Source organism: Maribacter sp. BPC-D8, from assembly GCF_035207705.1.
GTDB lineage: Bacteria > Bacteroidota > Bacteroidia > Flavobacteriales > Flavobacteriaceae > Maribacter.
In genome coordinates this window covers 2,307,366-2,331,128 of the sequence record NZ_CP128187.1, presented here as the reverse complement: position 1 = coordinate 2,331,128, position 23,763 = coordinate 2,307,366, and the positions used below count along the sequence as shown (strand labels likewise).

The 23,763-nt window shown below is 33.5% G+C and carries 17 protein-coding genes; 9 read left to right on the top strand and 8 right to left on the bottom strand.

Annotation, left to right across the window (positions count from 1 at the left end; genetic code table 11):
• Positions 1 to 41: 41 nt before the first annotated feature.
• From rluF to QSV08_RS10240, 3 genes are read right to left on the bottom strand one after another with little or no spacing between them, the layout of a single operon-like run.
• Complete coding sequence (gene rluF / locus QSV08_RS10250; protein ID WP_324028286.1) at positions 42 to 785, bottom strand: 23S rRNA pseudouridine(2604) synthase RluF; 744 nt, start codon at positions 783 to 785, stop codon at positions 42 to 44.
• A 16-nt stretch (positions 786 to 801) separates the two neighbouring features.
• The gene (locus QSV08_RS10245) at positions 802 to 1,935 is read right to left on the bottom strand and encodes a serine hydrolase (protein WP_324028285.1); all 1,134 of its coding nucleotides are present in this window, start codon (positions 1,933 to 1,935) and stop codon (positions 802 to 804) included.
• Positions 1,936 to 1,950: 15 nt separating this feature from the next.
• Positions 1,951 to 2,190, bottom strand: coding sequence for a hypothetical protein (locus QSV08_RS10240; protein WP_324028284.1), 240 nt, complete (start codon positions 2,188 to 2,190; stop codon positions 1,951 to 1,953).
• Positions 2,191 to 2,415: 225 nt separating this feature from the next.
• On the opposite strand from QSV08_RS10240, the gene QSV08_RS10235 reads away from it, so the two are divergent.
• The 4 genes from QSV08_RS10235 to QSV08_RS10220 all read left to right on the top strand — a co-directional run bounded on the left by QSV08_RS10235 (position 2,416) and on the right by QSV08_RS10220 (position 8,836).
• Positions 2,416 to 3,297 (top strand): peptidyl-prolyl cis-trans isomerase, encoded by an 882-nt coding sequence (locus tag QSV08_RS10235; RefSeq protein ID WP_324028283.1) that lies wholly within the window; start codon positions 2,416 to 2,418, stop codon positions 3,295 to 3,297.
• The gene (locus QSV08_RS10230) at positions 3,266 to 4,729 is read left to right on the top strand and encodes a peptidylprolyl isomerase (protein WP_324028282.1); all 1,464 of its coding nucleotides are present in this window, start codon (positions 3,266 to 3,268) and stop codon (positions 4,727 to 4,729) included. Before QSV08_RS10235 ends, QSV08_RS10230 begins: the two co-directional genes overlap by 32 nt.
• Before the next feature lie 4 nt (positions 4,730 to 4,733).
• Positions 4,734 to 5,687 (top strand): AAA family ATPase, encoded by a 954-nt coding sequence (locus QSV08_RS10225; protein ID WP_324028281.1) that lies wholly within the window; start codon positions 4,734 to 4,736, stop codon positions 5,685 to 5,687.
• 371 nt (positions 5,688 to 6,058) lie between these two features.
• The gene (locus tag QSV08_RS10220) at positions 6,059 to 8,836 is read left to right on the top strand and encodes a bifunctional aconitate hydratase 2/2-methylisocitrate dehydratase (RefSeq protein ID WP_324028280.1); all 2,778 of its coding nucleotides are present in this window, start codon (positions 6,059 to 6,061) and stop codon (positions 8,834 to 8,836) included.
• Between the two features lie 116 nt (positions 8,837 to 8,952).
• Here the strand turns inward: QSV08_RS10220 and QSV08_RS10215 are convergent, their stop codons facing one another.
• Complete coding sequence (locus QSV08_RS10215) at positions 8,953 to 10,395, bottom strand: pyridoxal phosphate-dependent decarboxylase family protein (protein ID WP_324028279.1); 1,443 nt, start codon at positions 10,393 to 10,395, stop codon at positions 8,953 to 8,955.
• Positions 10,396 to 10,744: 349 nt separating this feature from the next.
• On the opposite strand from QSV08_RS10215, the gene QSV08_RS10210 reads away from it, so the two are divergent.
• The gene (locus QSV08_RS10210) at positions 10,745 to 13,018 is read left to right on the top strand and encodes an aconitate hydratase (protein ID WP_324028278.1); all 2,274 of its coding nucleotides are present in this window, start codon (positions 10,745 to 10,747) and stop codon (positions 13,016 to 13,018) included.
• A 78-nt stretch (positions 13,019 to 13,096) separates the two neighbouring features.
• Positions 13,097 to 13,651, top strand: a complete 555-nt coding sequence (locus tag QSV08_RS10205) for a TlpA family protein disulfide reductase (RefSeq protein ID WP_324028277.1) — start codon at positions 13,097 to 13,099, stop codon at positions 13,649 to 13,651.
• Positions 13,652 to 13,675: 24 nt separating this feature from the next.
• On the opposite strand, the gene QSV08_RS10200 is transcribed toward QSV08_RS10205, so the two are convergent.
• The 4 genes from QSV08_RS10200 to QSV08_RS10185 are packed head-to-tail and all read right to left on the bottom strand — an operon-like array spanning position 13,676 to position 17,340.
• Positions 13,676 to 14,122, bottom strand: coding sequence for a sterol desaturase family protein (locus QSV08_RS10200; RefSeq protein ID WP_303598199.1), 447 nt, complete (start codon positions 14,120 to 14,122; stop codon positions 13,676 to 13,678).
• On the bottom strand, positions 14,122 to 14,961 hold the full coding sequence (locus QSV08_RS10195; RefSeq protein WP_324028276.1) for a phytoene/squalene synthase family protein: 840 nt from the start codon (positions 14,959 to 14,961) through the stop codon (positions 14,122 to 14,124). Before QSV08_RS10195 ends, QSV08_RS10200 begins: the two co-directional genes overlap by 1 nt.
• Before the next feature lie 7 nt (positions 14,962 to 14,968).
• Positions 14,969 to 16,426 (bottom strand): phytoene desaturase family protein, encoded by a 1,458-nt coding sequence (locus QSV08_RS10190; protein WP_324028275.1) that lies wholly within the window; start codon positions 16,424 to 16,426, stop codon positions 14,969 to 14,971.
• 14 nt (positions 16,427 to 16,440) lie between these two features.
• Complete coding sequence (locus QSV08_RS10185) at positions 16,441 to 17,340, bottom strand: MerR family transcriptional regulator (RefSeq protein ID WP_324028274.1); 900 nt, start codon at positions 17,338 to 17,340, stop codon at positions 16,441 to 16,443.
• 399 nt (positions 17,341 to 17,739) lie between these two features.
• On the opposite strand from QSV08_RS10185, the gene QSV08_RS10180 reads away from it, so the two are divergent.
• Genes QSV08_RS10180 through QSV08_RS10170 form a run of 3 tightly spaced genes read left to right on the top strand, consistent with a single transcriptional unit; the run spans position 17,740 to position 23,758 of the window.
• Positions 17,740 to 21,396 (top strand): hypothetical protein, encoded by a 3,657-nt coding sequence (locus tag QSV08_RS10180; protein ID WP_324028273.1) that lies wholly within the window; start codon positions 17,740 to 17,742, stop codon positions 21,394 to 21,396.
• A 4-nt stretch (positions 21,397 to 21,400) separates the two neighbouring features.
• The gene (locus QSV08_RS10175) at positions 21,401 to 22,624 is read left to right on the top strand and encodes a VWA-like domain-containing protein (protein WP_324028272.1); all 1,224 of its coding nucleotides are present in this window, start codon (positions 21,401 to 21,403) and stop codon (positions 22,622 to 22,624) included.
• Between the two features lie 12 nt (positions 22,625 to 22,636).
• Positions 22,637 to 23,758, top strand: coding sequence for an ATP-binding protein (locus QSV08_RS10170; RefSeq protein WP_324028271.1), 1,122 nt, complete (start codon positions 22,637 to 22,639; stop codon positions 23,756 to 23,758).
• Positions 23,759 to 23,763: the final 5 nt, after the last annotated feature.

Here is a 23,763-nt window from a genome sequence, read left to right as displayed (position 1 = left end):
TGTTAAATCGTTACAGCTGTGAATGAAGGAATTTTGATGGATTATTTATTACTATCAAATGTTTTTGATGATGTACTCACCAATCTATTTATTTCTTTCAATTCTTCTTCAGTTAAATCTCTCCATTTACCAACGGGTATATCTAACTTAACATTCATGATTCTAATACGTTTCAATTTCTTAACCCTATAATCTAAATATTCGCACATTCTACGAATTTGTCGGTTAAGACCTTGAGTAAGAATAATACGGAATTGATAGGTGCTCACTTCAAAAACTTCACATTCTCTAGTTACTTGGTCTAGCACAGGTATTCCTCTTCGCATCCTATTCAAAAAATCTATGGTTATAGGTTTATCTACCGTTACCAGATATTCTTTTTCATGGTTGTTACGAGCGCGAAGTATCTTGTTGACAATATCACCATCATCGGTTAAGAAAATGAGTCCTTCGCTTGGCTTATCTAATCTGCCTATCGGGAATATACGCTTCGGGTAATTAATGTAATCTATAATGTTATCTTTTTCAACCCCAGTATCTGTGGTACAAACGATGCCTACGGGTTTGTTGAATGCCAAATAGGTAGATTTTCCTTTTGATTCTTTTATTAATTCACCATCAACCTTAACCACATCGCCAGCTGAAATTTTAGTACCCATTTCCGGTACTTCTCCATTAATAGTTACTCTGCCTTGGTCAATTAATTTATCCGCAGCCCTACGTGAGCAATAACCTGCTTCGCTGAGGTATTTGTTTATTCTGGTTTTATTGGCATTGTCTTGCATAGTCTGCTTGCTGTTTCTAATGTTGTTTTCGATTCACTTCTTGTTGGTATATCTCGCGACCTAATTGCGCTAAAAACGGAATTCCGATTTCGTCATACTCATAAGCGTCGTCATTAAAGATACCATCTTTGTTTACTAAAATTGTTGCAGTTAAAAGAAAGTCTATATTCTTTTCTGTGTCCTTTATATATGCGCAGTCCGTTAGCGTACCGTAAGCAAATCCTACTTTATTATAAATTTCAATATGCTCGGGTATATCTTTCTTAGTATCGCCATACATGAAAAATTTACAATAGCCATCATAATATGTTGTTGGATCATAACCAACCTTTTGAGGTACGGTATGCATTGCTTTTAGTAGAAGAGCTCGTTGTTCAGAATTAATATCAAAACGTTCTGATGCATCGAAATTCTCTGGGAATACTACTCGCTTTAATAGGTTATGTTGTGATTGAATAGGATAGTAGTTTTTTTGACTAAAATCGAATGGTTCTTCAATTAGCTCATCGTCTTCATAATAACCTATTCCTTTTTCAATGTCTAATAGTTCTAGCTTCTCAGGGGTTTTATTTAGTATAGACTTCGTGATGCCCGTTGTTGAGTCGTTTAAATAAATAATTAGGGGTTTGGTTCTTAAATCATCTGAATGATATCCCAATCTATGGCTAAGTCTAACAGGTGTTATTCCTTTGTTATTTAAACTCTTATTGATGGCTTCGAACCCTAAGAACTCGACCAATCTATTATTTGCTAAATTATCGCTTACCGCAAAAATTTCAGAGATGTCATTTGCTACAGTACTTTCAATAGTATCACCTTCTATGTAATATTTGGTGTTTATTGTTAAGCTGTCTATTTGGTTGAGCTTTTCTAAAGCTAACACTGCAGTTGGGAATTTAACTGTGCTCGCAGGATAAAAATACATGCTATCGTTTACCTGAAAATCATAGTCGGTAAAAATGACGCTATCATTTCTTCTGTCAATTTGTGTGTATCTAATTTGAACTTGATAGTCTTCAATGCTGTCCATAACTCTTTTAATTCTAGAGTCATCAGAAGAAAGGGCTACTTCAAGAAAATTTAAATTCTGCTTTTCTTGAGCGCAAGAAGATAAAAGAACACAACATATGAAAAGAAGAAACTGCTTCATGTTATTATGTTAGTTTTATGGGGTGTAGACTTCGCCACGGTGAGGTTTTAATAAATCTCTGACTGCAATCATCTCTTTTTCTTCTACAACCATAAATGCAATGCTATACATATCATTTAGTTCTTTAAAACCTGTAATATTCAAAGCGGTTTTCTCAGAAGCGATGAATTCATTTAGGTGTTTAACATGATGTTCTGCCGTTTTTAATGCTGCAGGACCTCTAAAATCCCATATTAGTTTTATCTGTCGGTTCAAGAATATGTAGTATTAGATTATAAAAATAAGTAGGCAAATTTACCTAAAAAATGGCAGTTTATAACCAGTTTCTAATGACATTACTATTTTGTGAATCGCTATTTTTAATTGATTATTAGCTATTTGTTATATCTTGTAATCCCTAAAAACGTGTTAAGTAAATCATTAAGTATTTGCACACGATTTGGTTATTACTATTTTTGCTCGATGTTTTTTAAGAAATCAATGTTTTTACTACGCAAATTTTATCCTATTGTAACGATAGGGCTAATTTCTATTGTCTTCGTTTCATGCGACGGTCTTTTTAAGAAAGATGAAGAGAAGAAGGTCATTGCTAGAGTGGGGGAGTCTTTTTTGTATCAAGATGACCTAGCTCCGTTATTAACTGAAAATATGACCAAAGGCGATAGTGCTTCTTTTGCTATCAACTATATAAATAATTGGGCTTCTAAGCAATTGTTGTTATCTAAGGCTAAGATTAATTTATCTGAAGAAAAACTAGCGGAATATAATGCGCTGGTAGATGATTATAGAACTGAATTGTACACGAGTGTCTATAAAGAGGCTTTGGTAGCACAGGCTACAGATTCGGTTATTACTGATGAACAGTTAAATACGTTCTACGAAAATGCCAAAGAGAATTTTAAACTGAAAGAAAGAATTGCAAGAATACGTTTTGTGGCTCTGCCAAAAGGTTTTTTAGATCAAGATGAGGTCGGTAAGCGATTAAAAAGATTTAAAAAAGATGACATTCGATATTTAGATTCTATTGGCGTTCAGTTTACTAAATTGAATTTTAATGATTCTATTTGGGTACGTTACAATAGAATATTCGAAGAAATACCTCCGATAACGGCAGACAATGCCAGTAAGTACTTAAAAAATTCACAATTTTTTGAATTGGAGGATTCAATCGGGGTATATTTGGGAAAAATAGAGGAAACTAAAGATGTTAACGACATTGCACCTTTGTCCTTTATTAAGCCTACAATTGAACAAGTATTATTAAGTCGTAGAAAAATGGACTACCTACGCAAATTAGAAACTGAATTACTAGATGAAGCAATCAAGGATAATGAATTTGAAGTTTTCGAAAACAAAAAATAGTATTTACATAGGCGCAGTTTTACTGTTCTCAGGTATTGCAACAGCGCAAGACTCTATACCAAGTGTTTCAGTCGATGAGGCTGAGCCAATGGAAGCTATCGCAGAAGCGGCACCTGTAAAGAAAGACTCTTCAATTAATTTTAATAGAATTAAACTAGATGGTATTGCCGCAGTTGTTGGTGATTATGTAATCTTAGATTCTGATATTGAAAAAACACTTATTGATCTTAAAAGTCAAGGTGCATCTACAGATGATATTACCCATTGCGGACTTTTAGGTAAGTTGATGGAAGATCGTTTGTACGCTAACCAGGCTGTTCAAGATAGTATTTTGGTTTCAGATGATGAAGTAAACGCTACTGGTGATCGTCAATTACAGTCTTTAGTACAACAAATTGGTTCTATGGACAAGGTGTTGAAGTACTACAAGAAAACTGACGAAACTAGTTTTAGAGAAGAACTTTATAAGATTAACAAGTTACGTATGCTGTCTGAGCGTATGCAGCAAGATATTATTAAAGAGATTGAAATTACACCTGAAGAGGTTCGTCAGTTCTTTAACAAGATTCCTGAAGATGAGCGTCCGGTATTTGGTGCTGAGTTAGAAATTGCACAAATTACTAAAGAGCCAGAACCATCTGAAGAAGAAAAGCAAAGGGTTATAGATAAGTTGAATCAGATTAAAGCAGATGTTGATGATAACGATTCTAGCTTTAGTGTAAAAGCTATTTTGTATTCTCAAGATCCTGGTTCAAAGTCAAAAGGTGGTTTCTACAGTATTACGAAAGACACCGGTTTTGATAAGAAATTTAAAGATGTCGCTTTTAGTTTAAGAGAAGGTGAAGTTTCTGAGCCGTTTGAAAGTGCTTTTGGTTACCATATCATTTACATTGAAAAGATTAGAGGGCAAGAGCTAGATTTAAGACACATTTTGGTTATACCAGAAATATCTCAAAATGTATTGGATGAAGCGAAAGCGGAGTTAGATAGTATTCGTAAGAAAATTATTAATGAAGAATTTACGTTTGCAGAGGCTGCTTTAAATTTCTCTGATGAAAAGGAAACGAAGTTTGATGGTGGTTTACTACGTAATCCGGTAAACTTTGATTCTAAATTTGAATTGACTAAAATGGATCCTACGTTATACAACCAAGTACAGAACTTGAAGGATAATGAAATAACATATCCTGTATTAGAAGAAGATCCAAGAGGTGGTGCACCGAAATATAAAATTTTGAAGATTACCAACAGGTACGATGAGCATGTTGCCGATTTCTCTAAAGATTATACGAAGATTCAAGAATTAGCGCTTACTGAAAAGAAATACAACGCCATTAAAAAATGGATGGATAAGCATATTGAAGATACCTATATTAGTGTAAACGATGAGAACAAAGATTGTGAGTTCGCTAATAAGTGGGTAAAAGAATAAATATATGTCAGACGTTGCAGCAATAGAACGCCTAGTAGTAAAACATGCTGAGCTTAAAAAGGAAATAGCCAAGATCATTGTAGGTCAAGATGAGGTTATTGAACAGATACTGCTTTCTATTTACACAGGTGGTCACTCATTGTTGATTGGCGTGCCAGGCTTGGCAAAAACTTTAATGGTAAATACCATTGCCCAAGCAATTGGTCTTGACTTTAAAAGAATACAATTTACACCAGATTTAATGCCAAGTGATATTCTTGGTAGCGAAGTATTAGACCAGAACAGAAACTTTAAGTTTATAAAAGGTCCGATATTTTCAAATATTGTTTTGGCAGATGAGATCAATAGAACTCCGCCAAAAACTCAAGCAGCACTTTTAGAAGCGATGCAAGAGCGCGCTGTAACCATTGCTGGTCATCAGCATAAATTAGATTTACCATACTTTGTATTGGCGACACAAAATCCAATTGAGCAGGAGGGAACCTACCCTTTGCCTGAAGCTCAGTTAGACCGTTTTATGTTCGCTATAGAATTAAAATACCCATCTATAGCCGAAGAAATTCAAGTGGTTAAAAATACTACTGCCGATAGAAAGCAAGTGGTGAACCCGCTATTCAATTCAGAAGATATTATTGCTATTCAAGACTTGGTACGTAGAATACCAGTTGCAGATAATGTTGTAGAGTATGCGGTAAAATTGGTAAATAGTACAAGACCTAACTTAGACTCAGCTTCAAATTACGTAAAACAGTATTTAGATTGGGGAGCAGGACCAAGAGCATCTCAGAACCTTATTTTGGGTGCAAAGGCAAATGCCGCTATTCATGGTAAGTTCTCTCCAGATATAGAAGATGTACATGCCGTTGTTAAAGGTATACTGCGTCATCGTATCATTAAAAACTACAAAGCAGAGGCTGAAGGTATAAGTGAAGAGGATATTATAAATAATCTACTTTAATAAATAGTCGACTTTCTGCATTTTTGTAAAGAATTAAACAAAATGATTATTAGTATTGTTTAATATCTATCAACTTTCTACTTCATTTGAGAAAAAGCGTTTAATCATACTTATTTAATTTTAAATGCGTTCTATATTACGTAATTTTACGGAATTGCGTTAACTTAAAATTAAAGAACAAATGACAATTAATATTGATGTTATTAGAAGATTACACTCAATTCTTATCCGATAAGCAATTAATTTATAATCAATATTATCTGTCAAATTGTAGTTGTTGTGATGCTATTTTCATTTAGAAGTCTTCAGAATTAAATATGGAAATCAACTCAGCAATTTCTCAACAAAATTAATATTCAAATCACTTTTTAATGAGCATTTATAAAGATTACTTAAAGGAGATTGACGAACGTAAAGTTCAAGGTCTTCACCCAAAGCCGATTGATGGAGCTGAATTACTTAGCAAAATTATTGAGCAAATTAAAGATGTCGATAATGAGTATAGAGAAGATTCTCTTAACTTTTTTATCTATAACGTTTTACCTGGTACCACTAGTGCTGCCGGTGTTAAGGCTAAGTTTTTAAAAGAAATTATTTTAGGGGAAGAGTTAGTTAAAGAAATTACTTCAACTTTCGCATTCGAACAATTGTCTCACATGAAGGGTGGACCTTCGGTAGAAGTGTTGTTAGATTTGGCGTTAGGAAATGATACGACTATAGCTACTGAGGCTTTAAAAGTATTGAAAACGCAAGTTTTCTTGTACGAAGCAGATACAGAGCAATTAGAAAAAGCATATAAAGCAGGAAATGCCATCGCTAAAGAATTGATAGAGAGTTATGCTCAAGCAGAATTCTTTACAAAATTGCCAGAGATTGATGAAGAAATAGAAATCGTAACTTTTGTTGCAGGTATCGGTGATATCTCTACAGATTTATTATCTCCAGGCGCAGATGCACATTCAAGATCAGATCGTGAATTACATGGTCAATGTATGTTTGAGCATAATAAGGATCAGCAAAACGAATTATTGGCATTAAAAAAGAAACATCCTAATAAAAGAGTGATGTTAATTGCCGATAAAGGAACTATGGGAGTAGGGTCTTCAAGAATGTCTGGTGTAAATAACGTTGCGTTATGGACAGGGATTCCTTTTAGTAAATATGTACCATTTATTAATTATGCTCCAGTAATTGCAGGCACTAACGGTATTGCTCCAATTTTCTTAACAACTGTTGGTGTAACAGGTGGTATTGGAATTGATTTGAAAAACTGGGTAAAGCAACAAGATGCAGACGGAAATACTATTGTAGATGAAGAAGGAGATGCCATCTTAAAAGAAGAATATTCTGTAGCTACAGGAACAGTGTTTACTATAAACACTAAAACAAAAGAATTATTCAAAGACGGTAAAGCGGTAAAAGATATCTCAACGGCTTTAACTCCACCAAAAAAGGAGTTTATTAAAGCAGGAGGGTCTTATGCCGTAGTTTTCGGTAAAAAATTACAAACTTTTGCTTGTAAAATTTTAGGAATAGATGTTCCTCAAGTGTATGCAGAAGCAAAAGAAGTTTCTATTGACGGACAAGGTTTAACCGCTGTCGAAAAAATATTTAACAGAAATGCGGTAGGTTCTACTCCGGGTAAAACATTACATGCAGGTTCAAACGTAAGAGTTGAAGTAAACATTGTAGGTTCTCAAGATACTACAGGTTTAATGACCTCTCAAGAATTAGAGATGATGGCTGCTACAGTTATTTCTCCTATTGTTGATTGTGGTTACCAATCAGGGTGTCATACAGCTTCCGTTTGGGATGATAAGTCAAAGGCTAATATTCCAAGATTAATGAGGTTTATGAATGACTTCGGATTAGTTACGGCGCGTGACCCTAAAGGTAAGTACCATGCAATGACCGATGTTATTCATAAAGTATTGAATGACCTTGCGGTTGATGATTGGGATGTAATCATAGGTGGAGATTCACACACACGTATGGCTAAAGGTGTTGCCTTTGGTGCAGATTCAGGAACAGTTGCTTTAGCATTAGCTACAGGTGAGGCTACAATGCCTATTCCAGAATCGGTAAAAGTTACCTTTAAAGGTGAAATGAAATCTTATATGGATTTCCGTGATGTGGTTCACGCAACACAGCAACAAATGCTAAACCAATTTGACGGAGAGAATGTTTTTCAAGGGAAAATAATTGAAGTTCATATTGGTACCTTAACTTCAGATCAAGCGTTTACGTTTACAGATTGGACTGCTGAAATGAAAGCAAAAGCATCTATTTGTATTTCGGAAGATGATACGTTGATTGAATCATTAGAAATCTCAAGAGATCGTATTCAAATTATGATTGATAAAGGGATGGATAATCCTAAACAAGATCTTAAAGGATTAGTTGATAAAGCAAATAACCGTATCACAGAAATTAAAACGGGAATTAAATCGGCATTAAGACCAGACGCAGACGCTAAATATTCTGCAGAAGTAGTTATCGATTTGGATATGATTGTTGAGCCAATGATTGCTGATCCAGATGTAAATAACGAAGATGTATCTAAACGTTATACACACGATAACATTAGACCTTTATCTTATTATGGAGGGACTAAACAAGTGGATTTAGGATTTATTGGATCATGTATGATTCATAAAGGAGACATGCAGATTTTAGCTCAAATGTTAAAGAACATTGAGAAACAACAAGGAAAAGTTGAGTTTAAAGCTCCTTTAGTTGTTGCGCCTCCTACATATAATATTGTTGATGAGTTAAAGGCAGAAGGAGACTGGGCAGTTTTAGAAAAATACGCTGGTTTCGAATTTAATGACGATGCCCCTAAAGGAGCAGCTCGTTTAAAGTACGAGAACATGTTATACTTAGAGCGTCCGGGTTGTAACTTATGTATGGGTAACCAAGAAAAAGCTGAGCCAGGAGATACAGTAATGGCTACTTCTACACGTTTATTCCAAGGAAGAGTTGTAAAAGATACAGGTGAGAAAAAAGGTGAATCTTTATTGTCATCTACTCCAGTAGTAGTCTTGTCTACTATTTTAGGTAGAACTCCTACTTTAGAAGAATACCAAGCTGCAGTTGATGGTATTGTACTTACTAAGTTCAAGCCTTCGAGTAAATTATTGGTTGTATAATTAAAAGAAATAATTATTTTATATTAAAAATGCCTGAGTTTTAACTCAGGCATTTTTTATTACAATTCATTTATCAGTGCTAGATTTTAATAGTACAGTAATTTTAATAACCAATATTAAACCGCATTTTTCCAATCTAAAAGAATTTGCTTAGCAAATGTTTCGCATTGATTTAAAGTGTCTTTTATGTGGTCTAATGTAGTATCTGGGTTAATAAGGCACATTCTAATTACCACTTGGTTTTGTAAAATAGTAGTTACTAAAAGTGCTTCTTTTGATGCCACAACTCTCGCTGAAATTTGTTGATTTAATTTATCTAATTGTTCTTCAGATAATTTTGATTCTAACGGATTGTATCTAAAATTAATAATTGCCAAAGTTGCTAACGAAACAATTTCCCAATTACCGCTTTCTCTTAAAAGATCTTCTGTTTTATCGGCTAAATCAATATTATAAGTAATTGCTTGTTTAAAGGCATCTAAGCCATACGTTTTTATAGACATGTAAAACTTTAAAGCTCTAAACCTTCTAGTTAATTGAATACCGTAATCATAAAAATTAATTTCTGATTCGTTACCTTCTATATCTCGTAAATATTCTGGTTTTTCGCTAAACGTATTACTTAGCCAAGATGCATCTTTTACTAAAAGGCATCCGATTTCATAAGGTTGAAAAAACCATTTATGTGGATCTACGGTCAAAGAATCTGCACGCTCAATACCTCGTAAAGCCTTACTGCCTTTTTCTGATAAAATAGCAGCTGCGCCATATGCTCCATCAATATGAAACCAAAGATTTTCTTTTTCACAAATATCGGCTAAGGTGTCTAATGGGTCTACAGTACCTGTATTTGTGGTACCGGCAGATGCAATAATGCAAAAAGGTTTTCTACCTTCTATTTTATCTTTTGCAATTTCATTTTTAAGTTTATTGATGCTTATTTTAAATTCTAAATCTGTAGGTATTATTTTAATCTGTTCTTTCTTAAAACCTAAAACCCTAATTGCTTTAATGTTTGAAGAATGTGCTTGGTCTGATAAATAAATGATGGCGTTCGAAAAATCGTCGCCACATTTTATTCTTCTTGCAGTTACTAAAGCCGTTAGATTTGCCATAGAACCACCGCTTGTGAAAATTCCGCCACCTTTTTTTATGGGGAAACCGAACATTTTCAACAACCAATTTAGAGTGACGATTTCTAATTCTGCTGCTGCAGGAGCAACAATCCATCCACCAGAAAAAATATTAAAACCTGTTGCTAAAGAATCTGAAATAGCACTTATAAAATTACTAGGTCCGGGTACAAAAGAAAATGATTTTGGATGACCAGAAATATTAGAGTTGGGTATTACATTATCCATAACAAAGTCTAACACTTCATCTGCAGGCATTCCTTTATCTGGCGCTTCTTGTAAAAAAATAGTATCCATTTCTTTTCTAGAAGCAATACTAACAGGGTTTTTACTCTCAATTTCTGTATAATGCTCAACAATTAAGTCTACAATTTTATAACCATAAGATTGCATTTCTTCTTTTGATAAGTGAAAAGGTGATTTCATGAATTTTTTAATTTTCTGTAAAATACATGAAGTAACCCAATTGGTTTAGAAAAAAGCATTAAAATATAAGGTGAATTTATCTGCAATACTTTGTAGATCATTTGATGTTGCAGAAAATGAAGCCGTAGTTAAGGGTATTGTTTTACTGTTAATAAGTCTTACTATGCGGTAATGATTGAGATGAATTGGATGTAATTGATGTAGTATAAGTAGCTTGAGTGCTCATAATCAAGCTTCTTTGATTCAATTTTTTACAGTCATTCTTTATTTCAAATGTGGTTTCAAAATCATCGTACATTTCGTATCTTGTACAGATAAGATAGATTAACAATTTTTATAAATAGATTTTATGGCTTTTGACATAGATATGATTAAAAAAGTTTACGCTTCCATGTCGGAACGTGTAGACAAGGCAAGAGAGATTGTAGGTAAGCCTCTTACCCTTTCAGAAAAGATTTTATATTCTCACTTATGGGATGGCATTCCTAATAAACCATTTACAAGAGGTAAAGATTATGTTGATTTTGCTCCGGATCGTATTGCTTGTCAAGATGCTACGGCTCAAATGGCTCTATTGCAATTTATGCAAGCAGGTAAGCCGAAGGTTGCTGTACCAACTACGGTGCACTGTGATCACTTAATTCAAGCTAAAAATGGTGCTACTGCAGATTTAAAATCGGCGAACACTACAAGTGCGGAAGTTTTTGATTTCTTAGAATCTGTTTCCAATAAATACGGAATAGGTTTCTGGAAACCAGGTGCTGGTATTATTCACCAAGTTGTATTGGAGAATTACGCTTTTCCTGGAGGAATGATGATCGGTACCGATTCGCATACTGTAAATGCAGGTGGGTTAGGTATGGTCGCTATAGGTGTTGGTGGTGCAGATGCTGTTGATGTTATGGCAGGTATGGCTTGGGAACTTAAATTCCCTAAACTAATAGGGGTAAAGTTAACCGGAACTATTTCTGGATGGACAGCACCAAAAGATGTAATATTAAAGGTTGCCGAAATTCTTACCGTTAAAGGTGGAACAGGAGCAATTGTTGAATACTTTGGTTCAGGTGCAAAATCTTTATCATGTACAGGTAAGGGTACAATTTGTAACATGGGTGCAGAGATAGGGGCAACAACTTCTACTTTTGGATACGATGAATCTATGGAGCGTTATTTAAGAGCTACCGATAGAGCTGATATTGCTGATGCTGCAAATAAGGTAAAAGAGTATTTAACTGCAGATGATGAGGTTTATGCAAACCCTGAGCAATATTTTGATGAGGTTATTGAAATTAACTTGACTGAATTAACACCATTGTTAAATGGTCCTTTTACTCCAGATTTATCTACGAAAGTTGGTAAAGACATGACAGAAAAGGCTACTGAACACGAATGGCCGTTAGCTGTTGAATGGGGATTAATTGGTTCTTGTACCAACTCTTCTTATGAAGATTTATCTAGAGCTTCTTCAATCGCACAACAAGCTATTGATAAAGGAATTAAAATGAAGTCTGAATTAGGAATTAACCCTGGTTCTGAACAAGTACGATATACAGCAGCCCGTGATGGTATTCTTGGAATATTCGAGAAATTGGATGCTAAGATTTTTACAAACGCATGCGGACCATGTATTGGTCAATGGGCACGTTACAGTGATCCTAAAAATGCACCAAAGAATAGTATTGTTCACTCTTTCAATAGAAATTTTGCAAAACGTGCAGATGGTAACCCTAACACACACGCATTTGTAGCTTCGCCCGAAATTACAGCGGCAATTGCAATTGCAGGTAGATTAGATTTTAACCCGATGACGGATACACTAATCAACCAAAAGGGAGAAGAAGTAAAGTTCGATGAGCCTACAGGATGGGAATTGCCTCCTAAAGGTTTCGCAGTAGAAGATGCTGGTTTTCTTGCACCTGATGAAGATGGGTCTGGTGTAGAAGTTAAAGTGGCTTTAGATTCTGAACGTTTACAATTGTTAGAGCCGTTTACGCCTATAAAAGACGAAAGTTTAATGGGTACCAAATTGTTGATTAAAGCATTTGGTAAGTGTACGACGGATCATATTTCTATGGCAGGACCATGGTTGCGTTTCCGTGGGCATTTAGATAATATTTCTAACAACTGTTTAATTGGTGCTGTTAATGCATTTGGTCATAAGACCAACTTTGTTAAAAATCCATTGAACGGTGAATTTGGTGGTGTGCCAGATACTGCACGCGCTTACAAAGCAGCAGGTATAAGAACCATTGTTGTTGGTGATCATAATTACGGTGAAGGTTCTTCACGTGAGCATGCTGCAATGGAGCCACGTCACTTAGGTGTTGCTGCAGTAATTGTAAAGTCATTTGCACGTATACACGAAACAAACCTTAAAAAGCAAGGTATGTTAGGGTTGACTTTCGCTAATGAAAGCGATTATGACCTTATTCAAGAAGATGATACATTTAATTTTACAGATATAGCAGAATTTGCTCCAGATAAGCAGTTAACCGTTGAGGTTGTTCATGCAGATGGTAGTAAAGATGTAATCAAAGTAAACCATACTTATAATGCCGCACAAATTGGGTGGTATAGAGAAGGTTCAGCTTTAAACGTTATTAAGAGGGAAAACGCCTCATAATTCAACAACTCAAAATTTGTAAGGAAAACTCCTGATATTAATCAGGAGTTTTTTAGTTTTGACCCCTATCTAACTTTTATGACCAGACAAACGGTTTTTACCTTATTGATCATTGCTTTTGTAATCTCTTTTTTCGTTACCCCATTGGGTGATTATAGCAAGATTATGCTTAACAGGGCATTTGCCACTTCCCCGACAATTATTAAATCTGAAAATAGAGGTAAAGTAACTGACTATGATTGGAAGCTAAAAGATCAGAATTGGAAGTTCTTTAATTTTGAGGAAGCAAAAGGTAAAGTTACATTCATTACTTTTTGGACTTCATGGCATATGCCTTCTCAGGCGCAGTTAAAAGACGTACAGTACCTTTACGATACTTACGGCGATAAGATGAAGTTCTATGTAATTACCAATGAAGAAAGAGCTCCTGTTGAGCTTTTTATGGAAGAGCAAGGTTACACCTTCCCCGTAACCTATCAAATAATTGGTGAACCAAGTCCGATTTCATTATTAAAACCACCAGGGTCTTACCTAATAGATAAAACGGGTTCAATAGTAATACACCAAAATGCTATTGCTGATTGGGATAATGATAAAGTTGATAAACTTCTAAATCAACTTATAGCAGAATAATCTGCTTTCTAGTTCTACTAATCACTATTTCTTAAAATACTTAAAGGGTACAAACAACATACCGAAGCATTCGCCATCGCCTTTGCCGATATGTTTGTGATGCATTTTATGTGCTCTTCTAACACCTCTACTATACCAGTTATTTGCGTTTCTGAATAGTTTAAAGCGTTGGTGTATAAAGATATCATGTACCAAGAAATAAGCTATACCGTAAGCTAAAATTCCAAACCCTAATGGATAGCCGTACCAAAAACCAGTGGTACCTGAGTAGAATAAAGACATACTTACAATCGCATAAAAGATGAAGAAAAGGTCGTTTCTTTCAAACCACGAGTCGTGGTCTTTTTTATGATGGTCGCTATGTAGGCTCCAAAGAAAACCATGCATTACATATTTATGCGTAAACCACGCCATGAATTCCATGAACAAGAATGTTCCTAGAAAAATCAATATTCCAATAACTATATTCATTATACCAAGTTCATTTTAAATTTAACATAAGAACGAGCTAGTAAACCAAATTTCTGATAATTAGGAACCCTTATTCTAGCATTCTTAATTTCTAGAGATGGTGTGCTTTGTAGCTTATTTAAAAGTTTATAATAATATTTATACGCTGTATATACTCCGAATTTTGCATCCGTAGGTAAATTTACAATTCCTTCATATCCTTTTTTGAAATCTGCCTTTATTTCTTCAACGATACGTTTTTTAGAAGCTTCATCTAATTCTTTCAAGTTCGTGTTTGGGAAATATGATCTATTCAATTCCTCAAAATCAGCTTTTACATCTCGCAAGAAATTTACTTTTTGAAAAGCGGAACCTAATGCCATTGCCGATTCTTTTAATCGGTTATACTCTTCAACATCACCCTTTACAAAAACCTGAAGACACATTAAGCCAACAACATCTGCAGAGCCATATATGTATTCTTTGTATTCTGCATCGGTTCTGTAAATATTCTTCACCAAATCCATTCGCATACTTTTCATAAATGAATCAACCAAGTGCTTAGGTATATTGTAGGCATGATAGGTATGTTGAAAAGAGTTTAAAATAGGATTAAGACTTATTTTATCTCGTAAAGAAGCTTCAAGTTCTTCTTCGAATTTGTCGAAAAGAACTTCTTTGTCATAATCATGGAAGGTGTCTACAATTTCATCTGCAAAGCGAACAAAACCATATATATTATAAATATGACCACGTATAGATGAGTGCAACATCTTGGTGGCTAATGCGAAAGACGTGCTATATCGTTTAGTAACAATCTTACTGCATTGGTATGAAACTTGATCAAAAGTATCTTTCATAGACTAACTAATTATCTTTTATAATTAATTCTGACACTAATTTACCGGAGATTAAAGCGGGTGGCACACCGGGACCAGGCACAGTCAGTTGTCCTGTAAAATATAAATCAACTACTTTTTTACTTCTTAAATTAGGTCTCAAAAATGCAGTCTGTGTTAAAGTATTGGCCATACCGTATGCATTGCCTTTGTATGAATTGTATCGTTCTACAAAGTCATTTACACAGAATGTTTCTTTGAATATAATATTTTTTCTAATGTCTTGCCCAGTTCTTTTTTCAAAACGATCCATAATAATGTCAAAATATTGACTTCTCAATGCTTCGGTATCTTCAAGAGCAGTAGCAATTGGTACTAGAAAAAATGCTGTTTCGCAACCATCGGGTGCCATACTTGCATCTGTTGTAGATGGAAAATTAGCATAGAATAGCGGATTGGTTGGCCATTTTGGACTGTCGTAAATTTCTTTAGCGTGTAGCTCAAAATCTGTATCAAAAAATAGGTTGTGATGCTCAACGTTTTTCAGTTTCGTATCAAGCCCTATGTAAAATAATAATGAAGAAGGTGCAAATACCTTTTTGTCCCAATAGTTTTGAGAATATTGCTGGTATTTTTCATCTAACAAGCTTTCTGAGTGGTGGTAATCTGCTCCGCTTAAAACAACATCTGCAGTATAGTTTTTGCCATTGCACGTAACTCCGGTTGCTTTACCGTTGGTTACTTGAATTTTCTCAATCGGCGAATTGATGTTTACTTTGACGCCAAGTTCTTTTGCAAGACTTTCCATAGCCTTAATTACTTCATACATACCACCTTTTGGGTGCCATGTACCTAAGCCAAAATCTGCAAAATTCATGAAATTATAGAATGACGGAGTATTGCTCGGTTTAGCGCCAAGAAACAATACAGGAAATTCTAAAGTAGATACCAATTTCGGATTTTTAAAAGACTTACGTACTTGCGAACTAATAGTTTTAAAAAATTGGTCAACTTTTAAAATGGTTTCTTTGGTTACCAATTCTAAAGGTGAAAGTCCCGGTCTTAGAACTACTTTGTTAATCGCAATATCATAATTCTCTTGTGCTTTATCGATAAACTTTTTTAATGCTTTTGAGCTGCCAGGTTCTATTCTTTCAAACTCCTCACAAATTTTATCCATATTATCGCCAATGGTGATAATATCGTCACTAAAGAAAATTTTATAAGCGGGGCTTAGCTTGTCTAGATGGTAATAGTCTGATGTTTGTTTATTAAAATCGGCAAAAAACTTATCAAAAATGTCTGGCATCCAATACCAACTCGGGCCCATATCAAACGTAAATCCGTCTTTTATGAATTGAGAAGCCCTACCACCTACAGTGTCATTTTTCTCATATATAGAAACATCCCAGCCAGCTTTTGCCAAGTAACATGCCGCTGATAGTGATGAAAAACCAGAACCAATTACTATGCAACTTTTATTCATTTGTATCAAAGAGATTATAAATTGTTAACCAGATTATCTATAGAAGTAAATGTTCTACAAAATTTAGGTTTTGTAGCCTCTTCAATAAAATTTGTTTGTCTACCTAAGATCCAAAAATTAGGGTTGTTATATTCGGCAACTAGCTTAGAGAAATCTTCTAAATACTTGTTAATCTTGTCTTTTTCTGGAAAAACCGTAAAATAGGATACAAAATAGATGTCATCGAAATACTTCAAAACATCTTCTAGATTCTCCATAGGTATTGTCGGACCTAAATAAATGCACTTATAACCTTTTAGAATAATCTCATAATTGATATAAAGTAAGCCTATATCGTGTATTTCATTTTCAGGTAAAAATGCAACAAAGACTTTGTCTTTCTTGGTAGGCTCTAAATGTTGAAGCTTTTCGGTATTAATAAGAATTTTTTGTTTGATCAAACTACTCATAAAGTGTTCATGTGCAGGACTGATAGTGTCCGTTTGCCAAAGAAGACCTAATTCGTTTAACAGGGGTACAAACGTTTCTTTAAAAATCTCTCGAAACGAATTTTCGCTCAATAAAGCATTATAGGTATTAAAGAACATCGTTTGGTCAAAATTGACCATTGCCAATTTAAAGGCGTTAATCGCTTGACTCTTATGACTGTGTTTTGCTACTATTTCGCGAACAACATACGGAATATCTTTATCAGATATCTTGGCGATTTTAGATATTTTGTGTCCATTATTATACAACAATGTAACATTAAGTAACTTTTGTAGGCTCGAAAGACTATAGGTTCTAATGTTTGTGTCGGTACGCTCAGGAGATAAAAGATTGTATCTTTTTTCCCAAATTCTGATAGTATGTGCTTTAATACCAGAGAGGTTTTCAAGGTCTCTAATACTAAACTGCTTTTTTACATTGTTCATGATTTCTGAAAAAGGATTAAACAAATCTACAATTTATTAAAATGTATTAGGGTACTTGATAGTTAAAATTATCAAAATAAAATTTCGATAGCGGTCAAAATCATTAGTATTTGTATAAATGGTTAATTAGGTATTTGACTATTATCTTTTAGGTATAGGGGTTTTACAGAAAAAAGCAATATTTAATTTTAAACAAAAATGGAAAATACCAAAATCATTAAGTAATAACCATAGTAATTAATCAATAATATTAACGTTACAGTTATATTAAATATATAGATTATGCAATACCAAAAGATGCCGGCCAATGATGAACTTATTGAAACGGGTGACTTACGTAGAGTAAAAACCTTAAAAGACAATAAGGTTCGATTTATATTACAGAATAGAAAGATGAAAATGTTAGCTATAAATACAGCTGACTTTATAGATTTGCCTCGCCTTGAGTTTGATTTAAGCTACAATAAAACTTTAAATCATGAAGAACTATTTGATAAGCTATCAGAACTAAAGAACATAAAAGGACTCGGATTAATTAAAAATGCAATTAAAGAATTACCTGAAAGTATAGGAAAGCTCAAAGGGATTGAAATTCTTGACTTAAGGAGTAATAGCTTAAAAAAACTGCCATCATCTTTTTCGTCTCTAGATTCATTGACTTTTTTAAATTTAAGAAACAATAATTTAACGACATACCCTGAAGAAATAAACGGATTTGTAAATCTTAAATATCTAAATCTACGTTTCAATAAACTAAAGAAATTACCGGCTGTTTTTTTCAATTTAAAAAATTTAGAAGAACTTGATCTATCATCAATGGGTTTATCAGTTTTACCGCTAGAGATAGGAAACTTGACTAATTTAAAGGTGTTGCATCTCGAATCGAACAAATTAAAAACATTACCAAAAGAAATTACTAAACTAAAAAACCTAGAAGCTATTCATTTAAAAGGTAATGCTGAACTTGACCTAGAACAAGTATGTACTGTCTTGGCAGGGTTACCTAAACTAAAAAATTTAAGTTTTCGGCAGTGGAAACTTCAAGATTTACCAGAATCATTGGGAGATATGACCCAGTTGGAATCTTTAGATTTGGAAGAAAACAACCTTGTTGTACTTCCTGATTCTTTGAAGAAACTGAAAAATTTAAAAGAGATAAAATATCAAAATAATCCGGAATTAAATCTTGAGTCATTAATAGTCAATTTAGCAAGTTGGCCACAAATTAAAGAATTCAGGTTTTATAGAACATCATTGTATAGTGATGAGGAAACTCTTCAAGATTCACCTAATAATTTAGGATTACTTAAAAATCTTGAATCACTATCATTTAGTTATATAAAGGGGTTGAAAAATATTTCTGAAACAATAGGAGAATTAAAACAACTTAAGACATTGAATGTTTTAAGCACGGGAATAAGTGACCTACCCCAAACCATTGGTAAGCTTGAACAATTGGAATCTCTTGTTGTAAGAAATAACACTAATCTTACTCAAATTCCAGAATCATTATACGACCTAACCGAACTAAAAGAATTGCATTGGCTAGGTAATGGTTTAGACCTTAATTTTTTTAAAGTAGCAGCTTTTAAGAAGCTTGAAATAATTACAGTTGGTACAATATCAAATGAAGATTTTAAACTTCTATCACAACTTTTGAACTTAAAAGAAATTTATTGGCGTGATGAGGAAATGACTAGTTTTCCTGAAGAGTTTTACAACTTGAAACATATTGAAACGATACGATTTTCAGCTTTCCCTAACCTAGATATTGATCAGGAAATTAACAAACTGGCTAAAATGGGTTCCATTAAAAAGCTAGAATTTAACTATCAAAAATCTCAAACTTTAGATTGGTATATTGAAAATCTTAAGAAATTTCCAAACTTAGAATATGTTCAAATTGTAACTCAAGATAAAGTTATTCCATCATCGATTGTTGATTTGTCATTTATAAAAGAATTAAAGATAGACATACAAGGAAATTCTCATTATGATACCAAAGACATTCAATTGCCACTTGAATATGCAATTTTACCTCAAGGTTGGATAAAGTTTACTAGGCTGTTTAAGGTGCTTAAAAGTGATGAAGAAGCGCTTGTAACAATTGATAAACTGCAGATTAAGTCTAAGCAAGAAAGAATGATTGCTTTTGCCCTATTATCAGGCTACTATAAACCCCTTTTTAAAATACTAAAAAATCCTTTTCAAGTTGGTTTTGTAGAAGGTGCTGAAGTGTATATATCTGGTAAACCAAGTATGGGAACACTTAAGGAGCTTAAAGATATACTTCACCAAAAAGGGTTTAAAATTAAAACAAAACCTGAAGGTGTTTCGTATGTTCTTGTTAACCCTAAAGTTAATATGAAAGATATTGAAAAGTTATTTAATAAAGGATTTAACTTTTTTCTTGAAGACCATTTAAAAGATCAGTTGATTGAAGAAGATACGCCCTATTTATTAGAAGAAAGCAGTACAGAACTTATACAACAGATCACTCGATTATTGAAAGCCAAAGATGAAGATAAATTATCTTTAATACTCTCTATAATTGAAGGCGGTGGTGCTAATAGATTAATTATAAGCTACCTAGTGGCTATTCATTTATTTCATACAGATATTGGTATAAGAAAAACGTCTCGTAACCTTTTTAAGAAATATGCTTCATCTGATTTACAAAACCATATAAAAAATACTTGGAAGGATAGTTACAAGAAAAAAGAGCTTGAGGGTTTTAAAAAGGTATATCATCATGATGAAATTGATCTTTGTGCTTTTATTTTAGCCTTTAAAATGATCAGATGGCACCAGGCCGATAAAGAAGGAAAAATTAATGACAACTTTTTAAATTGGTTTGGGCGTGTTTATCTTGAAAAGGTAGCGCAAAACCAAATTACCGATTCGTTGAACGAATGTGATTTTATTCACACTTTGAGAATAATGCCTTCTGAACCATTAAGTGAAGATTTTTTAAAGAATAAAATAAATGAACTACCGCTTCATACTTTAAATATCGAGCAATCAATGGAGTGTTTTCCCGCTTCGTTTTTAGAAATACCAACGTTAGAAAAACTTAGTATTGGTCATTGGAAAGCTTCTGGTGAAATTTGTGTTCCTGATTTATCCAAAATAAATACAGCTTTAAAAGACTTAACTATTACCAAGCTAAATATAAAAGATGAGGACCATTTAAAGGGCTTAAAAAATATAACTCGATTACATTTAAACTATACGGGTCTATCCAATATTTCATTTATTGAATCCTTTAATAAATTAGAATTTTTAAATTTAAGTGACAATCAAATTAAAGAGCTTCCTTCGTTTATTGAAAAATTTGGATCTTTAGAATTTTTATCGGTTGATCAGAATCCGTTAGAAAATGTTACAATTAATTTTAGCGAACTTAAAAAGTTACGCATCCTTAATTTGTCAGATTGTTCATTAAAAGACTTACCAGATACTTTTGAATATTGTTTGAGGCTTGAAGAGGTTACATTGAGAAATAATGAATTAACATGTCTACCATTAAGCTTATTCAGTACTAAAGGTGTGTCTTATAGTGGTCGAACTATAAACGCACAAAATAATCATTTGTCTTCGATAGGGAAAGTGGAGCAAGAAAAGAAGCACGGCTTTTTAGGATCTTTATTTCAATCGAATGAAAATAAAAACCATGATTTAGGATCTGTAATGCTCAATAGAATTAACTTAAATCAAAATGACTTTAAAGAGATTCCTTCCTTATTCTTTTCTTTTAAAGAGATACGAGAATTAAATCTGCAGGAAAATGCTATTGAAAAAATTCCTGATAACTTCGAAAAACTAAAGGTTGATCAAATACAGTTAAGTAAGTCAAATATTTCGAAAATACCTATTTCAATATTTAAATCTGAAGCAAAATATATTAGTATACTTAGCGATGCTGACACTATTGATATACCTAACGAAAGTGATATTCCGTTTCATAATTCCAGAATATTTGTTGATGGCTCTGAACAAGAAAAAGAGAAAATGACCAACTTTAGAATAGCGGTAAACGAAAAACAAAATAGATGATTTTATGAGTGTTGATACTGGAAGAATACTTGAAGAAGTCACAAGAACAAGCATATCCTTATTATTAAAAGAGCCTTTTTATTCTCATTTATTTAGTTGTATGAATAAAATAGTTGTTGATTCAGACAACGATGTGCAAACAATGGCAATCGGTATTACCGATAATGCCCATACTTTATATATTAATCCTTTATTTTGGGACAATTTCTTAACTGACGAAGACCATAGGTACGGTGTTATTAAGCACGAGGTACTGCATATCATTTTTAAACATACTTTGGTTAATCCTAAAAGCTATAATAAGCACCTTTTAAATATTGCTATGGATTTGGTTGTGAATCAATTTATAGAAAGAAAGCAATTGCCAGATGAGTCTCTTTTTTTAGAAACATTTCCAGAATTAGAATTTGAAAAAGATAGAACCTTTCATTATTATTATGATAAGCTGTTAGCGCTTAAAAATGATATAAATGGCAAGTATAAAGATTCGGTAGCAGCAGCAAATTTGAATAGCATAAAAGAAAAATCACATGGTCTTAATAGACATGATAAATGGTTTGAAATTTATTCGCAAAATAATATAGATAAAACCTTAACAGAAGCCCAAATAGACAACCTCATTAATATTGCGAACAATAAAACTTCTATTAAAGTTTTTGGAAACTTACCAGCAGGATTACGTCTGTGGATCGAAAAAATACTCATTAAACCAGTACCCTTAGTTGATTGGAGAAGGGTTGTCAAACTATTTTCAGAAAGCAGTTGTAAAACCAAAATTAAAACAACGTTAAAAAGACCATCAAAAAGGTTTGGAACGGTACCAGGTATTAAAATAAAAAAACTTAGAAAATTATTAATTGCAATTGATACTTCAGGCAGTATTAATAAAGCAGAGTTATCTGATTTCTTTAGTGAAGTATATCATATTTGGAGACAAGGTGCAGAAATAGAAGTTGTTGAATGCGATGTTGTTATAAAGCGGTCTTATGCCTATAAAGGTGTTACTCCTACTTTTGTAACGGGCGGCGGCGGTACTGATTTTAATGCTCCTCTAGAATACGGAAACAGCAATTTTAAACCAGATGGGTTAATATATTTTACTGATGGATTTGCACCAAGACCAAAAACACATGCACGCTTTCCGTTATTGTGGGTTATAAGTAAAAATGGCATTGAAGTAGATAGTAACGATTTTAAACATTTACCAGGCCGTAAGGCAAAATTATAAGCATAAGTTAATATGGAAAAAAATAAGCAATTTAATTACATAACCTATGGCGCTACTGTAAATGCAGACCTTGTAAGAGTTTTTTTAAAACATTTAGTAACAAGTAGCTTTAACCAAGAAAGTGAGAACCGACCCACACCAGCTTGCATTTGGGGAATGCATGGAATTGGAAAAACTGAGTTGGTTAGAGAATTTGCCAATGAGAATGGGTTTGAATTTATTTATATAGCACCTGCGCAATTCGAAGAAATGGGCGACCTAGTAGGAATGCCACAAATTAAAAATATCAATGACAAAAACAGTACCCATTTTGTAGCACCCGATTGGGTACCTACCAAAGAGGGACCAGGTATTTTGCTAATTGACGATATTAATAGAGCTGATGATCGAATTTTAAGAGGTATTATGCAACTACTTCAGAACTATGAACTAGTGAGTTGGACATTACCTAAAGATTGGATGATAATTTCGACTGCAAACCCTGATGGTGGTGATTATTCTGTTACCACAATGGATGATGCCATGCTAACAAGAATGGTCCATATTTCAATGGAGTTTGATGTAAAAACATGGGCGCGATGGGCAGAGAAAAAAGAAATAGATCCAAGGGGTATCGCTTTTGTTTTAAATTATCCAGAAATTGTTACCGGTCAAAGAACAACCCCACGTTCATTAGTTCAGTTTTTTCAATCAATAAGTACAATCACTGATTTGAAAAAATCTCTTGACCTTGTTAAAATTATTGCCGATGGCTGTCTGGATCAAGAAACTTCGGTGGCATTCATTAATTTTATTAATATGGATTTGGATAAGCTCATCGCTCCTGAAGAAATACTTAATACTCCCGATTTTAAAATGATAAGTGGAAGACTAAAAGTGTTGATAGACGGCAAAACAAAACGAATGGATATATTATCAGTAATTCTTACCCGCTTAACTAATAATCTACTTTATAATAAAGGTGAGCTAAGTAATAAACAGTTCGATAACCTGCATAAATTTATAATGTTACCATTTATACCTAACGACTTACGTTTGGCAATGGCTCAAGACTTAGTGAACTCAGATAGAAAAGATTTAAAAAGACTTTACGCTATTCCTGAAATTGGTAAACTTATTCTAACAAAAATGTAAAATGC

Bases quoted from the DNA above. Each gene is read 5' to 3' on its own strand.
- rluF (WP_324028286.1), bottom strand. From the start codon at position 785: ATGCAAGACAATGCCAATAAAACCAGAATAAACAAATACCTCAGCGAA.
- QSV08_RS10245 (WP_324028285.1), bottom strand. From the start codon at position 1,935: ATGAAGCAGTTTCTTCTTTTCATATGTTGTGTTCTTTTATCTTCTTGC.
- QSV08_RS10235 (WP_324028283.1), top strand. From the start codon at position 2,416: ATGTTTTTACTACGCAAATTTTATCCTATTGTAACGATAGGGCTAATT.
- QSV08_RS10230 (WP_324028282.1), top strand. From the start codon at position 3,266: ATGAATTTGAAGTTTTCGAAAACAAAAAATAGTATTTACATAGGCGCA.
- QSV08_RS10225 (WP_324028281.1), top strand. From the start codon at position 4,734: ATGTCAGACGTTGCAGCAATAGAACGCCTAGTAGTAAAACATGCTGAG.
- QSV08_RS10220 (WP_324028280.1), top strand. From the start codon at position 6,059: ATGAGCATTTATAAAGATTACTTAAAGGAGATTGACGAACGTAAAGTT.
- QSV08_RS10215 (WP_324028279.1), bottom strand. From the start codon at position 10,395: ATGAAATCACCTTTTCACTTATCAAAAGAAGAAATGCAATCTTATGGT.
- QSV08_RS10210 (WP_324028278.1), top strand. From the start codon at position 10,745: ATGGCTTTTGACATAGATATGATTAAAAAAGTTTACGCTTCCATGTCG.
- QSV08_RS10205 (WP_324028277.1), top strand. From the start codon at position 13,097: ATGACCAGACAAACGGTTTTTACCTTATTGATCATTGCTTTTGTAATC.
- QSV08_RS10200 (WP_303598199.1), bottom strand. From the start codon at position 14,122: ATGAATATAGTTATTGGAATATTGATTTTTCTAGGAACATTCTTGTTC.
- QSV08_RS10195 (WP_324028276.1), bottom strand. From the start codon at position 14,961: ATGAAAGATACTTTTGATCAAGTTTCATACCAATGCAGTAAGATTGTT.
- QSV08_RS10190 (WP_324028275.1), bottom strand. From the start codon at position 16,426: ATGAATAAAAGTTGCATAGTAATTGGTTCTGGTTTTTCATCACTATCA.
- QSV08_RS10185 (WP_324028274.1), bottom strand. From the start codon at position 17,340: ATGAACAATGTAAAAAAGCAGTTTAGTATTAGAGACCTTGAAAACCTC.
- QSV08_RS10180 (WP_324028273.1), top strand. From the start codon at position 17,740: ATGTTAGCTATAAATACAGCTGACTTTATAGATTTGCCTCGCCTTGAG.
- QSV08_RS10175 (WP_324028272.1), top strand. From the start codon at position 21,401: ATGAGTGTTGATACTGGAAGAATACTTGAAGAAGTCACAAGAACAAGC.
- QSV08_RS10170 (WP_324028271.1), top strand. From the start codon at position 22,637: ATGGAAAAAAATAAGCAATTTAATTACATAACCTATGGCGCTACTGTA.